Origin of the sequence: Streptomyces sp. LUP30 (assembly GCF_001746365.1) — a bacterium.
In the GTDB taxonomy this organism is placed as follows: Bacteria; Actinomycetota; Actinomycetes; order Streptomycetales; family Streptomycetaceae; genus Streptomyces.
Map to the genome: position 1 here is coordinate 1 of NZ_MJAJ01000002.1, position 13,795 is coordinate 13,795.

9 protein-coding genes and 2 pseudogenes are annotated in these 13,795 nt (G+C 70.2%); 7 read left to right on the forward strand and 4 right to left on the reverse strand.

The features are described 5' to 3' along the window. The coding region (locus BG482_RS02015; RefSeq protein ID WP_141746527.1) for a type I polyketide synthase at positions 1–4,788 on the reverse strand (4,788 nt) is incomplete at its 3' end. A gap of 362 nt (positions 4,789–5,150) precedes the next feature. On the opposite strand from BG482_RS02015, the gene BG482_RS02020 reads away from it, so the two are divergent. The 5 genes and pseudogenes from BG482_RS02020 to BG482_RS44830 form a co-directional block, all read left to right on the forward strand. Next, entirely contained in the window at positions 5,151–6,530 is a 1,380-nt protein-coding gene (locus BG482_RS02020) for an NDP-hexose 2,3-dehydratase family protein (RefSeq protein ID WP_069767071.1), read from the forward strand. Then, entirely contained in the window at positions 6,527–7,522 is a 996-nt protein-coding gene (locus BG482_RS02025; RefSeq protein WP_256096184.1) for a Gfo/Idh/MocA family protein, read from the forward strand. Before BG482_RS02020 ends, BG482_RS02025 begins: the two co-directional genes overlap by 4 nt. Positions 7,523–7,657: 135 nt before the next feature. Continuing rightward, the gene (locus tag BG482_RS02030) at positions 7,658–8,278 is read left to right on the forward strand and encodes a TetR/AcrR family transcriptional regulator (protein WP_069767072.1); all 621 of its coding nucleotides are present in this window, start codon (positions 7,658–7,660) and stop codon (positions 8,276–8,278) included. A gap of 154 nt (positions 8,279–8,432) precedes the next feature. Beyond that, positions 8,433–9,080, forward strand: coding sequence for a VC0807 family protein (locus tag BG482_RS02035; RefSeq protein WP_176741292.1), 648 nt, complete (start codon positions 8,433–8,435; stop codon positions 9,078–9,080). Positions 9,081–9,147: 67 nt separating this feature from the next. Then, a pseudogene (locus tag BG482_RS44830) lies at positions 9,148–9,399 on the forward strand (hypothetical protein); the annotation flags it as partial. A gap of 104 nt (positions 9,400–9,503) precedes the next feature. Here BG482_RS44830 and BG482_RS02040 read toward each other — a convergent pair. Then, positions 9,504–10,142, reverse strand: a complete 639-nt coding sequence (locus tag BG482_RS02040) for a dihydrofolate reductase family protein (RefSeq protein ID WP_069767344.1) — start codon at positions 10,140–10,142, stop codon at positions 9,504–9,506. A gap of 1,107 nt (positions 10,143–11,249) precedes the next feature. Next, entirely contained in the window at positions 11,250–11,822 is a 573-nt protein-coding gene (locus BG482_RS02045; protein ID WP_069767074.1) for a TetR/AcrR family transcriptional regulator, read from the reverse strand. A 99-nt stretch (positions 11,823–11,921) separates the two neighbouring features. On the opposite strand from BG482_RS02045, the gene BG482_RS02050 reads away from it, so the two are divergent. Both BG482_RS02050 and BG482_RS02055 read left to right on the forward strand, forming a co-directional pair. Next, on the forward strand, positions 11,922–12,230 hold the full coding sequence (locus BG482_RS02050; RefSeq protein ID WP_069767075.1) for a hypothetical protein: 309 nt from the start codon (positions 11,922–11,924) through the stop codon (positions 12,228–12,230). 85 nt (positions 12,231–12,315) lie between these two features. Further along, a complete protein-coding gene (locus BG482_RS02055) occupies positions 12,316–13,038 on the forward strand; it encodes a VOC family protein (RefSeq protein WP_218108757.1) in 723 nt (240 codons plus the stop codon). 350 nt (positions 13,039–13,388) lie between these two features. Here BG482_RS02055 and BG482_RS44835 read toward each other — a convergent pair. Further along, positions 13,389–13,772: pseudogene (locus BG482_RS44835) on the reverse strand (aldo/keto reductase); the annotation flags it as partial. Positions 13,773–13,795 lie beyond the last annotated feature (23 nt).

The following is a 13,795-nucleotide window of genomic DNA, read 5'->3' on the forward strand; positions in this document are numbered from 1 at the left end:
CGACCAACCCACCAACCCCTCCAACGCCACACCACACTCAACAAACCGCGCAGCAAACACCTCCGACACATCCAACAACTCCACCGCCATACCCACCCACTGCGCACCCTGACCCGGAAACACGAACACCGGCGACGCAGCACCACCCACCACACAACCCGACGCCACCCACTCACCCGCGACACCCACCGACCGGCACTCGAACACCGACCGCGACCGCCACAACGACCACGCCACATCCACCGGGTCAAGGGAGCCGGACTCGGCGGCGAACTTCGCGAGCCGGGACTCCTGCTCCGCGAGCGCGGACGGAGTGCGGGCGGAGACGAGCCAGGGCGGTGCGACCTCACGGGCAGACGCACCCGCGACCGGGTGAGCGAACTCGGTCACGACCGGTTCCGTCACGACCGGTGCGGTCACCGCCGGCTCGGACACGACCGGTGCGGTCACGCCTTCGAGGACGACGTGGGCGTTGGTGCCGCTGATGCCGAACGACGACACCGCCGCCCGCCGCGGCCGGCCGTCGGTCGCCTCCCACGCACGGGTCTGCGCCAGCAACTCCACCGCACCCGCGGACCAGTCGACCAGCGGCGAGGGGGTCTCGGCGTGCAGGGACTTCGGCAGCACCGCTGCCCTCATTGCCTGCACCATCTTGATCACGCCGCCGACGCCGGCCGCCGCCTGTGCGTGACCGATGTTCGACTTGAGGGACCCGAGCCACAACGGACGGTCGCCGTCGCGCTCCTGACCGTAGGTCGCCAGCAGCGCCTGCGCCTCGATCGGGTCACCCAGCTTCGTCCCCGTGCCGTGCGCCTCCACCACGTCCACATCCGCAGCCGACAGACCCGCATCCGCCAACGCCGCACGGATCACCCGCTGCTGCGCAAGACCGTTCGGCGCCGTCAACCCGTTCGACGCACCGTCCTGATTGATCGCCGAACCCCGCACCACCGCCAGCACCTGATGCCCCAGCGCCCGCGCGTCCGACAACCGCTCCAGCAGCAGCACACCCACACCCTCGGCCCAGTTGGTGCCGTCGGCGCCGGCCGCGAAGGGCTTGCAGCGGCCGTCGGCGGCCAGGCCGCGCTGACGGCTGAACTCGACGAACATGCCGGGGCCGGACATCACGGTGGCTCCGGCGGCCAGGGCCAGTGAGCACTCTCCGGAGCGCAGCGCGCGCACCGCCAGGTGCAGGGCGACCAGGGAGGAGGAGCAGGCCGTGTCGACGGTGACCGCCGGGCCCTCCAACCCCAGGGCGTAGGCGATGCGCCCGGACGCCACACTGGCCGTCGTGCCCGTGAGGAGGTGCCCTTCGGCGGCCTCGCCCGCTTCGTGGAGGCGGGGGCCGTACTCGGGCGCGGTGACTCCGACGAAGACTCCGGTGGCAGTGGCGTGCAGAGCGCGGGGGTCGAGTCCTGCCCGTTCGATGGTCTCCCAGGAGGTTTCCAGGAGCAGCCGCTGCTGCGGGTCCATCGCCGTCGCCTCACGCGGCGAGATCCCGAAGAAGGCGGCGTCGAACTCGGCCGCGCCCGCCAGGAACCCGCCCTCGCGCACATAGGTGGTGCCGGTGCGGTCGGGGTCGGGGTCGTAGAGGGCCTCGACGTCCCAGCCACGATCGGTGGGGAACGCGGTGACGGCGTCGGTCTCGTCGCGGACCAGGCGCCACAGGTCCTCGGGCGCGCGGACGCCGCCGGGGAAGCGGCACCCCATCGACACGATCGCGATCGGTTCGTCGGCGACCGCGTGGCGACCACGTGAGGCGACTTCGGCGAAGGCGGGGGCGGCGGCGCTCAGGCTCCCGGCGAGCCGGGCGGGCGTGGGGTACTCGTAGACGGCGGTCGTCGCGAGGGTGAGGCCGCCGACGGAGTTGATCCGGTCGCGCAGCTCGACGGCGGTGACGGAGTCGATGCCGAGATCCTTGAAGGTCCGCTGGGGGTCGACCAGAGCCTGGTCCGGGTAGCCGAGGACGACCGCGGTGCACTCACGGACGAGGCGGAGCGCGTCACCGCTGCCGAGTACGGAGCCCGCCTCGTCGTCGGAGGCGGTCGCCGTGGGGTCCGCGGGGGCGTCGACGCAGGGTGCCGTCGCGGTGGCCGTCGGCGCGTTCGCGACGTCGTCCGAGGCTCCGGTGACCCAGTGGCGTCGGCGCTGGAAGGCGTAGGTGGGCAGCTCGCGACGCCGGGGCTCCAGACCGGCGAAGACCGGGGTCCAGTCGACGTCGGCGCCGTGGCTCCACAGGGCGCCGAGGGAGGCCTGGAACCGGGTGGCTCCGCCCTGGCCCCTGCGCAGGGTTCCGGTGACGACCGCCTGCCGGGGGCCGGTCGCGTCCTCGACGGTCTCCTTGACCGGAGCGATGAGCACGGGATGCGGGCTGACCTCGACGAACGCGCCGTGACCCGCGAGCGCCAGAGCACGCACGGCCGGTTCCAGGAGGACGGGGTTGCGCAGGTTGTCGTACCAGTACCGGGCGTCGGTGACCGGACCTTCGAGCCAGTCTCCGGTGACGGTGGACAGGAAGGGCACGTCCGGCCGGCGCGGGGTGATCCCCGCGAGGAGGTCGAGCATCTGCTCGCGCACCGGGTTCACATGCGGAGAATGGGAGGCGTAGTCGATTCCGACGCGGCCGGCACGGATGTTCTCGCGCTCCGCGGTGGCGAGGATGTCGTCGAGGGTCTCGATGTCGGCGGAGACGACCGTGGAGGCAGGGCCGTTGAGGGCGGCGACGGTGACGCGATCGTCCCATTTCCGGGTGAATCGGCGGGCGGCGTCCTCGGAAAGGGCGAGCACGACCATTCCGCTGCGGCCCTCGAGCGGTACGAGGATCTTGCTGCGCAGAGCGACGACCAGGGCGGCGTCCTCCAGGCTGAGGGCTCCGGCCACGCAGGCGGCGGCGATCTCGCCCTGCGAGTGGCCGACGACGGCGGCGGGCCGGACGCCGTACGACTGCCACAGGGCGGCCAGGGACACCATGACGGCCCAGAGCACGGGCTGCACGACGTCGGACCGGTCCAGGGGCGGAGCGTCGGCGTCGCCGCGCAGCACTGCTGCGAGATCCCATGCGACGTGCGGCGCCAGCGCCTGGCCGCACTCGGTGAGGCGTGCCGCGAAGACGGGTGAGGACGCGAGGAGTTCGGCGGCCATGCCGGCCCACTGGCTGCCCTGGCCGGGGAAGACGAACACGGGCCGGTTCACGTCGCCGTCGAGGGGGTGGGACGGGACCGCTGCCGTGATGCCGCTGAGCAGAGCGGCGGTGTCCGAGCCCACGGCGAGGGCCCGGTGCGCGAGCGGGGTGCGGGTGGTCAGCAGGGACCACCCGATGTCGACGGGGTCGGCGTCGGTGTCGCGGACATGTGCGGTGAGGCGGTCCGTCTGGAGGCGGAGCGCGCCAGGGGTGGCGGCGGACAGCAGCCAGGGCACGGTCGCGGGGGTGGAGCGCGGCTGCCGCGGGTCGTCCTCGGCCGCGGGAGCTTCTTCGAGGACGAGGTGGACGTTGGTGCCGCCCATGCCGAAGGAGGAGACCCCGGCGCGCAGCGGGTCGCCGGGGACGGCCGGGGCCCAGGCGGTGGTGTCGCGCTGGACGCGCAGGCCGAGGCCGTCGAGGTCGATGGCGGGGTTCGGCTCGTCGTGGTGCAGGCTCGGCACGAGCCGACGGTGGGACAGGCAGAGCACCGCCTTGAGCAGTCCTGCGATGCCGGCGGCGCCCTCCAGGTGGCCGATGTTGGTCTTCACCGAGCCGACGGCCAGCGGGGCGCGTCGTCCGTCGGCGGTGCCGAGCACCGCACCGAGGGCTGCGGCCTCGACGGGGTCGCCGACGCGGGTTCCGGTCCCGTGGAGTTCGACGTAGCCGATGCCGGCGGGGTCGACCCCGGCGCGCCGGCACGCGGTGCGCAGGACCGCCGCCTGGGCGTCGGCGTCCGGAGTGGTGATGCTGGATCCGGCGCCGTCGTTGTTGAGGGCGCCGCCGCGGATGACGGCGTGGATGTGGTCACCGTCGGCGACGGCGCGTGAGAGCAGCTTCAACACGACGATGCCGCCGCCTTCGCCGCGTACGTAGCCGTTGGCGCGGGCGTCGAAGGTGTGGCAGGCGCCGTCCGGGGAGAGCGCCCCGAACTGGGCCGCCGCCAGGGAGCTTCGCGGATCGAGGTTGAGGTGCACTCCGCCGGCGAGGGCGAGGTCGCAGTCACCGAGCCGGAGGCTGTCGCAGGCGAGCTGGACGGCGACCAGGGAGGACGACTGAGCGCTGTCGACGGTCACGCTGGGGCCGCTGACGCCGAGCGCGTAGGACAGCCGGTTGGCGATGAGGGAGCGGTGGAGGCCGGTGAGCGTGTGGTGTCCGGTTCCCTGTCCTGCGTCGCGGACGACGTCGGCGTAGTCGCACCCGTCGACGCCCAGGTAGACCGCCACGGCGCGCAGGGCGGCGGTGACCGGGACACCGGCGTGCTCCAGGGCCTCCCAGCCCAGTTCGAGAGCGAGGCGGGCCTGCGGGTCCATGGCGTCGGCCTCGCGGGGCGAGATGCCGAAGAACGCGGCGTCGAAGTCGGCGGGTGCGCTGACGTAGCCGCCGCGCAGGGGTGCGGTGCCACCGTGCGGGGTGGGCCAGCCCTGCGCGGGTGCGCCCGCGCGCCGGTCCTGCGGGGTGTCGGTGACGGCGCTGCGGCCCGCGGCCAGCAGCTCCCAGTAGGCGGCCGGATCGTCGGCGCCCGGGAGCCGGCACGCGAGGCCGACCACGGCCACGGGCTCGTGACCCGGAGCGGTGTTTCGGACGGCGGTGGGCACCGGCTGGTTCATCGATGGCACTCCAAAACCGGGGGCGGGAGGCTGGGGGTGGCTCACACATTCGCACGCGGACAGGGGCCGTCCGGCGATCCGGGGAGACGCTCTAGGGGAATCTCTAGGCACGTCGTGGGCCTCGCCCCGGTCGGTCGCCCCCGGCCGGCCGCGGCCCCTGCCGCCGGACGCGGTGGCGGGCCATAGCCAGGGGCGGGGCCCGCCGCAAGGGGAGGCGGTCTAGGCGAATGCTCGAATACGAACGGGCACTCTGTGGGGGCGGATTCGGTTACGCGTCCTTCGGCGCGGGTGCACGCGCCGGCGCCCGGCCCTGGTTGATCACGCGAACGGTCGCACTCCCCGGTCGAAAGAAGGGCTGATGGATGACTCCGACAATCGCGCCTGCGGCGTCGCACGGCGAGGAGGCCCGCACACTGGCGGCTCTGGCGGTCTCCGCGGCGACCGTCGACGGCGGTGTGCTCAGCGACGTGGAACTCGCGGCGTGGCTGGAGGACAGGCGTCGCGCCCACCCTCAGCAGGTGGAACGGGTGCCGTTCGAGGGGCTGGCCGGCTGGCGGTTCGAGGAGGGGACCGGCGATCTGCGGCACGCGAGCGGTGGCTTCTTCTCGGTGCACGGGCTGCGGGTCCACTCGGACTTCGGTCCGGTTTCCGAGTGGGAGCAACCGATCGTCGATCAGCCCGAGATCGGGATCCTGGGGATCGCCATGCGGGAGTTCGGGGGAATACCTCACCTGCTGCTGCAGGCGAAGTCGGAGCCGGGCAACGTGAACGGGATGCAGTTGTCACCGACCGTCCAGGCGACGAAGAGCAACTACATGCGGGTGCACGGAGGTTCGGCCGTCCGGTACCTGGAGTGCTTCCGCAGTCCGGAGCCTGGTGCGGTGGTGGCCGACGTCCTCCAGTCGGAGCAGGGTTCGTGGTTCCTGCGCAAGAGGAACCGCAACATGATCGTGCGGGTCGGTCCTGAGGTGGAGGCCGGCGAGGACTTCGCCTGGCTGACTCTGCGTCAGGTGAACATGCTCCTCAAGCAGGACAACGTCGTGAACATGGACGCCCGGACTGTCCTGTCGTGCCTGCCCGACTGGCGGGCGGACGCCTCCGCCCTGGCCGGATCGCTGCACTCGGACGCCGAGATACGCAGTTGGATCACTCGGCGACGGGCGGAGCACGAGGTCAGCGTGGCGCCGATCGGGCTCGCGGACACACAGGGCTGGCGGCACGATCCCCACACGGTGTCCCACGTGCGCGGACACCACTTCAGCGTGGTGGCCGTGGACGTCGTCTCGGGCCGCCGTGAAGTGGCGGCGTGGTCGCAGCCGCTCATCGAGCCGCACGGGACGGGCATCGCCGCCCTGTTCGTACGCCGGGTCGACGGCGTACGCCACGTGCTGCTGCGGGCGCGCGCCGAGGCCGGCTTCCTGACGGTGGTCGAGCTGGGGCCGACGGTGCAGTGCACGGTCCAGAACTACTCGCACCTGCCGCGCGCATCGTGGCCGCCCTACCTGGACGAGGTGCAGAACCGGCGCGGCAGCGCGGTGTACGACGTGCTGCTGTCGGAGGAGGGCGGGCGATTCCTCAACGCCCAGAGCCACTACGTGATCATCGAGATCGAGGACGAGACGCCTCTGGAATCGGAGGAGTTCCGCTGGGTGTCGCTACGGCAGGTCGATGAACTGCTGCGCTACAGCCACAACTTGAGCGTGCAGGCACGTACGCTGGTCACCGCGCTGAGGTCGCTGTGACGGCCCCGGCGGCGCGGCCGCTGCGCCTCGGGGTCATCGGTACCTCGTCGATGGCCGAGCGGCGGGTCCTGCCGACGGTGACCCGCATGCCGGAGTGGGAGCTGGTGGCCGTCGCCGGACGTGCGGCGAAGAAGGCGGCCAGCTTCGCGGAACGGTTCGGCTGCGCGGCCGAGGAGGACGCCGAGGCACTGCTGGAGCGAACGGACGTGGACGCGGTGTACGTGTCGACCCCGACGGCCCTGCACCGCCCCTGGGCCGAGCGGGCACTGCACGCGGGCAAGCACGTGCTGGTGGAGAAGCCGATCGGGGTCGACGCCGCCGAAGCGCGTTCCCAGTGCGCGCTGGCGGCGGAACGCGGACTGGCGCTGCGGGAGAACTTCATGTTCCTGCACCATCCGCAACACGCCAGGGTGCGGGAACTGGTGGCCGAGGGCCGGGTGGGCCGGCCGGCCTCCTTCCGTGCCGCGTTCTGCATTCCGCCGCTGCCGCAGGACGACATCCGCTACGACGCCCGGCTGGGCGGCGGCGCGCTGCTCGACGTCGGCGTCTACCCGCTGCGGGCCGCCGTGCACCTGCTCGGGCCGGGACTGGAGGTGGCCGGCGCGACGTTGCGCACCCGCGCCTCGGACGGCCTCGATCTGTCGGGTCAGGTACTGCTCACCTCGCCGTCGGGGGTCCTGGCCGAGTTGGCGTTCGGCTTCGAGCACGCCTACGCGTCGACCTACACGGTGTGGGGCGATCGGGCCCGGCTGACGGTGACCCGGGCGTTCACTCCGCCGGCCACCCACCAGCCGCTGCTCGTCATCGAGGAACAGGACCGCGAGGAGCGGCTGTCTCTGCCCGCCGCCGACCAGCTGGCGCTCCTGCTGGCGGAGTTCGCGCGCGCGGGCCGCTCGGGCGGCGGCGACAGCCGGCAGCTCATGGACTCGATCGCCACGATGGACCTGGTCGACGCCGTCCGCAGGACGGCTCGACGGACCCCGGTGTGCTGACGGCCGACCGCCCGAGGCTGCCGGACGGCGGCGCCGGAGACGGGGCCTCGGAGGGCGGGGCAGAGATATCTCGACGAGGCAACGAACCTCCGAACTCTAGGAAAATCACGATCACGACCCGGTTAATCTGAAGTCATGACGGCCAGAACACCCAAGGCGCAGACCAGGACTTTCACGCAGAATGCGCGGCGGGCGCAGATAGTACAGGCGGCTATCGAAACGCTCGCCGACTCCGGCTACCCGAAGGCGTCGTTCAGCAGAATCTCGCAACAGGCCGAACTCTGCAGTACAGGAATGATCTCGTACCACTTCTCCGGCAAGCCCGAGCTTTTCGCGGAAGCCGCCCGCGTCATCCTCGAAATGGCCGAAAAGGTGGCCTGCGTACGCATGGGCGACGAGCGGACGTACCGCGGCAAACTGAGCGCGTACATCACGTCGAACTTCGACTTCATCACGCGCTATCCGATGCACACCCAGGCGCTCACCGAGATCGTCAAAATGATCCGGGACCGGCAGATCAACGGCCTGGAGGACGTCGAGCGCAGCATCATGTCCGTGGACCGGCTCGCCGACCTGCTCGAACAGGGCTGTGACGCAGGGGAGTTCGGCGACTTCGACTGCGTCACCATGGCCTTGGCCATCCGTGGCGCGATCGATGCCGTCCTGCGCCGCCATCTGTCCCAGGCGGCGATGGACCTGGACCGGTGCGCGCGCGAACTGACGGTCGCGTTCGACCGCTGCACGACGCCCGTGTGAGACCAAGTTCGGCCGGCATGCCCAAGGCCACGACTCCGGAGCACATCTTATGACCTCCCCCACACCCCGCCCTGAGTCCACGACGCCCGCGTCCGCGCATTCCGCGACGGCATCCACCACCACATCCGAGAGCCCCTCGTCACCCTGGGCCTTCGTGGTCACCGTCGTCTGCGACATCGTGCTTCCCGTGGGGCTCTATTACCTGTTACGCGCGTGCGGAGCGGGTGAGATCATCGCCCTGCTGCTCAGCGGTTCAGCGCCCGCTCTGCACACGCTCCATTCCGCGATACGCCATCGAAGACTGGACGCGATCGGGGTTTTCACCCTCGCGCTACTCGTGGCGAGCGCGGTTGCTTCGCTGCTGACCTCGGACCCGCGCATCGCTCTCGCCCGCAACGGCCTGTTCACCGCGCTGGCCGGAATCTGGCTGCTGGTCACCCTGTTCACCGGGCGCCCGTTCACCTACCAGGCGCTGCGCACCCTCCTGCCCGGGAAGACCACGACGCTGGAGCGGTTGTGGACGTCCGACGCGTCGTTCCGGCGTGTGTGGCGCGGCTTGACCGTGCTGTGGGGCGTCGGTCTGCTGTGCGACGCCCTGCTTCGGCTTGTCATGGCCTACACCTTGCCCGTCGACAGCGTCCCCGCGCTGGACGGCGTCCTGTACGGGATCTCGTGGATCTTCCTCCAGGTGATCACTCAGGTCGTGCTGGTCCGCACCCGCACGCTCGGCAAGATTTTCGGCAGCCTCGGACCCCGCCGCGCCTTCGCGGCCACGACCCAGCAGGACGAGGCGAGCGACTGAGCGGACACGGAACCCGATCACGCGAGAGACGGCACTACCTACGCAGGCCCCCTGGGGCCACCCCGGCGAAAGTGTGCTGCGGCTCGCGCCGCGCCGGAGTGAGCACATGGTTCGTGCCCGCGGTGACCCCGTTCTGGGCGCCGGGGAGATGAGCTTCCGTGCGGAGTCCGGGCATGGCGCGGTCGATGAGGTGAGTAACCAGTCGACCGGATACTGCCCGGACATCTGCTCGTGGTCGGCCGTCGCCAAGGCTCCGGACGCAGCCGGGATCGATCACCCTTCCGGCTTCACCCATGCAGGGATGTTCCGGCGGTGCCCCTCACGACTGCCCGCCGTGGAGAGCCGAGGGCCGGCACCACGACGACGAACCACGGCGGCGGGTTTCGGCAGCACACGCACCCCGGCGAACCCTGACCCCGCGCGTCAGCGGCGGACCAGCACCGCGTGCGTGACGGTCGGCGAACCGACCAGCTCGGACACCCGGTAGCCGTCGATCCCGTCACCCAGACTGTCCAGCAGCCGTTCCCCGCGCCCGATCAGCAGTGGCGCGATCGCCAGATGCAGCTCGTCGATCAGCCCGGCGCGCAGATACTGCTGGATGACCGCAGCACCGCCGCCGATCCGGACGTCCTTGCCGCCCGCTGCGTCGAAGGCGCGCTGGAGCACCGTCTCCAGCGGCTCGTCGGTGAAGTGGAAGCTCGTTCCGCCGGTCATCTCCAGCGTCGGGCGCACATGGTGGGTGTGCACGAAAACGTCGTGGTGGTAGGGCGGGTTGTCGCCCCACCAGCCCTTCCAGGACTCGTCCTGCCACGGCCCGCGCTGCGGGCCGAACATGTTCCGCCCCATGATCGTGGCACCGATGTTCTGCTCGCCGCGGGCGAAGTAGTCGACATCGATTCCGGTCTTCCCCGCGGCCAGATCCTCCGCCGCGGAGACGAACCAGCTGTGCAGGTCGTCACCCCAGCCGACACCGTCGCCGAACGGGGCGTCCAGTCGCTGGTTCGCGCCGGCCGCGAAGCCGTCGAGGGAGATCGTCACGTTGTGGACGCGGACCTTGGGCATGGCCTTCACCTCTCGTGCTGATGTCGTTCTCTCACACCTGCGTCGTACGGAGCCTGCCTGGATCGACATCCCCGCGCACATTCTTTCGGTCGACTTCTTTCCACGCCGTGATCCGTTCGATTCGGTTCGGGAGAACCGGAAGCGGGTCGTGCGGACCGTCCCTCACGCACCCGGCCGTCCAGTCCGTCAGCGGGCGGCACCCACAGCCGGCCGGCGAGGGCGATGAACAGACGCAACGCGGTCAGCTGCGACGGGATCCGCTCGACCTGGCGCAGTCCGTTCGCAAGAACATCCGGCGCGGGCTCGATGTCAGGACGACGGCGTCTGCTCCGGTGGCCGGGCCACAGCGCCATTGGAAGGGCATGTCGGCCGGGTATTCGCAGTCGTCGGCGGAGCCGATGAGGTAGTCGTTTTCGCCGAGGTCGACGGTCGGGGAGTTGGGGCGGCCGGCGGACCGCAGAGCCGCCGTCCCGCCTCGCGCCAGGCCCGGCGCCAGCGTTCCACCGACCGCATACTCGCCCGCAGGTCCTTCGCCATCACCGCGGTCTTCACATCCGCCGCGGACCGTCCGCCGGCCCGGAGCCGGATCCTCTCCCGAATCGCCCGACGTTCAGCGGTCAGGTTCCCACCCTCCGGATAAGGCATACCGCAGGGATCATGAACCCTCAGCACCCCGACGACAACCCGAAAGCCTCAGTGACTGGCGGCAGTTGAAATACACGAGCCCACCCGTATCACCCCCCAGGAGCTCTGTAAGTTCAGGGGAACCGGAGGTTTCTCGGCGGGAAACGGAGTGTCGGGGGTCCTGATTCGTGGGTGCTTTGCGACGACCGGTTGGGCTCGAGGTGAACCCGCGCGTGTGACCTCACTGATGTGGGGTGGGGACGTCCGGACTCGGTTCACGCTTCGTCGCGGTGTGTGAGGGTCCGTCAGCGAGCAGCCGGTGATGCCGAACGCCTCGGTGAGGTGACGCGGATCGGGCCCGTGGGTGAGGCCACCTTCGAGCTGCCGGCCGCTTCAGCGGCGCTTCCTGTCCGCGCACGCTCGCCGCCCGCACGATAACCGCGTGACAGCGCCGAACCCTTGGCACCGGCCCGCGAGCCGCGTTCAATCCGGGCTCGGGAGACCGGAAAGCAGGGCCGCGGCAGCTCTGTCGAAAGGGGCGATGCTGCCCGCAGCGCGACACAAGATGTGGGCACCTTCGAGTGTGACGATCATGAGCGTGGCCAGATCAGCAGACTGGGACGGGCTCATTCCGGCGCGGGTGAGTTTTCCGGCGAGTTCGCCGCCCCATGCGGTGAATGCCTGGGCCGCGACGGTGCGCAGGCTGTTCTGGTCGGCGATGGCCGCACCGCCGTCGACGGTGACCGCCGCGATTGCGCAGCCGCCGCCTGCGGCGGACGCCTCGACCACGGGGCGGACGCTGCCGACGAACGCCTCCACGACTTCGCGTGGCGTGCGGGCCGGCAATTCGTGCAGGTGACTGCGGACGCCTTCTGCGTTACGGCGGGCGGCTTCGAGCGCGAGTTGCTGTTTGCCGCCCGGGAAGTGGTGATAGATCGCTCCGCGTGCGGCACCGCTCTCGGCCAGCACGTCGGTGAAGGACATGGCTGCCAGGCCGTGGCGCTGCAGCAGTCCGATTGCTGCGCTGATCATGCGGGACTTCGTGTCCGCGGCCATCACGACCCCCTTGACTAGTACGGACATCCTAGTCCATGCTCCCACTAGGACGCACGTACTAGTCGCGGGCTGAACAGCCCCGAAAACCGGAGGTTCGTGATGGGCAAGACATTCCTCTACACCGAGATCCAGGCAGCAGTTCCGTTCGATCAGTTCGACTGGCAGCAGATCAACGCGGCACTGAAGACCGCGCCGGGCCTGATCCGCAAGACATGGCTGTCCGGCATCGGGACGCACACCGTCGGGGGCTTCTACGAGTTCGACAGCGCTCAGAACGCCCTGGCCTTCGCTCAGGGCCCCTTCGCCGAAGAAGCCCGCCGGGCCGGAGCCCCGGCCACCACACGACTGTTCGACGGCGACATCGTCAAAGACGCCAGTATCGACCTGAACTCGCCCTACTACACCTGACACCGCAGGATGCCGCCGCGTCGATTCTGAACACCGCCCCGCCCCAACGCCAGGGCGGCCCGGCCTCAAAGGGAAAGTCATCTCGATGAACATCACGCGGCACCCCGAGAACACCGTCAGCTGGATCGATCTCGGCACCCCCGACATGGCAACGACGACGGCGTTCTACTCCGAGCTGTTCGGCTGGACTGTTGCCCAACCGGACTCCAACGGGTACCGGCTCTGCACACTGCGCGGACATCTCGTCGCCGCCTTGGGGCCGGCTGAGGACGCCGGCGCACCCTACTGGACGACCAACGTCACCGTGCCGGACATCCGGGCCACCACAACCCGCTTCACGAACCTGGGAGCCCAGATCATCGTGGCACCAACCCCGGTCGGGACGCTCGGCTACGCCTCCGTCACGATCGACCCCATCGGCGCACCACTGTCACTCTGGCAGCCCGGCACCCATGACGGCATGCAGCTGATGCACGAACCTGGGTCCTTCGCCCGCATCAGCCTTCTCACCGACCACTCCGCGGAGGCCGCCGCCTTCTACCGACCAGCACTGCACTGGGACTCCAACGCCCGGCACACCGAGTTCCGGTTGCCGGACGACTCCATCGCCACCACCGGCAAACCGCCGGGGAAGCCAACGGCGCAGCGATCACTCTGGCTGGTCAGTTTCGTCGGCAACGGACCCGCCGCCGACGCCAAGCGGGCCCGACAGCTCGGTGCGACCGAAGTTCGCCGAACCACCGATGGAGACGTGGTCATGCGCGATCCCACCGGCGCTCTGTTCGGCCTCACTCAGGACGTCCGATAGTCCTGCTCCACCCGAACGCATCACCCAGACAATCGCGCACCGAGTTGTCAGCGTTCCACCGAACGAATTACCAGGCTGTTGCTACAGCGGCAAGGGCAGCGCCCCGAGTCCCCCTCGGGCTGGGGCAGCCTCTTACGGCGCTGTCGACCCTGCCGGTACGAGCAGCGGCAGGGTGCCGTGCCAGGGACGACGTACGAGCCCTGCTTCCTGGCACGCCTCGTGGTTCATGCCGAGAGGCTGCTTGCGATCACCCACTCCCCCACCGCCGGCACCTAGCCAGGGCGTGTACCGAAAGTGGATCATGCGGTGGGATGATCTCGGCCGTGGCGCGTGGAGATCCGACCGACGCACTGGTAGACGTCCATGCGGTCGGCCTGGAGCCGCCTGAGCGCCGTGTCACCGCGCGCCGGATGTTGACCGCCGAGAGCTTGTCGTGGTTGGGCCACGACTCGGCGTCGGCGGCCATGTTGCCGTGCACCTTGGTGGCGAGGACGACCTTGCCGCGGGCTCGCCGCCCCTGGCGCACCAAGAGATTGCTGATCTCCTCGGTGCGGCACTCGTTCTCGCCCCAGCCGTACATGTTCCCCGTGTCGAAGAAGTTTGACGTCGGCCTCCCGCGCCGCGTCCATGATCGCGTGGCTGTCGGCCTCGTTCGCCTGCGGCCCGGAATTCATGGTGTCCAGGACCGGACGGCCGACCTTGAGGCCCGTGCGTACGAGCTGCGTGTGCTTCATGGCCACCTAGCCACGGTTTCGAG

Bases quoted from the DNA above. Each gene is read 5' to 3' on its own strand.
- BG482_RS02020 (WP_069767071.1), top strand. From the start codon at position 5,151: ATGACTCCGACAATCGCGCCTGCGGCGTCGCACGGCGAGGAGGCCCGC.
- BG482_RS02045 (WP_069767074.1), bottom strand. From the start codon at position 11,822: ATGGCCGCGGACACGAAGTCCCGCATGATCAGCGCAGCAATCGGACTG.
- BG482_RS02055 (WP_218108757.1), top strand. From the start codon at position 12,316: ATGAACATCACGCGGCACCCCGAGAACACCGTCAGCTGGATCGATCTC.
- BG482_RS02040 (WP_069767344.1), bottom strand. From the start codon at position 10,142: ATGCCCAAGGTCCGCGTCCACAACGTGACGATCTCCCTCGACGGCTTC.
- BG482_RS02050 (WP_069767075.1), top strand. From the start codon at position 11,922: ATGGGCAAGACATTCCTCTACACCGAGATCCAGGCAGCAGTTCCGTTC.
- BG482_RS02030 (WP_069767072.1), top strand. From the start codon at position 7,658: ATGACGGCCAGAACACCCAAGGCGCAGACCAGGACTTTCACGCAGAAT.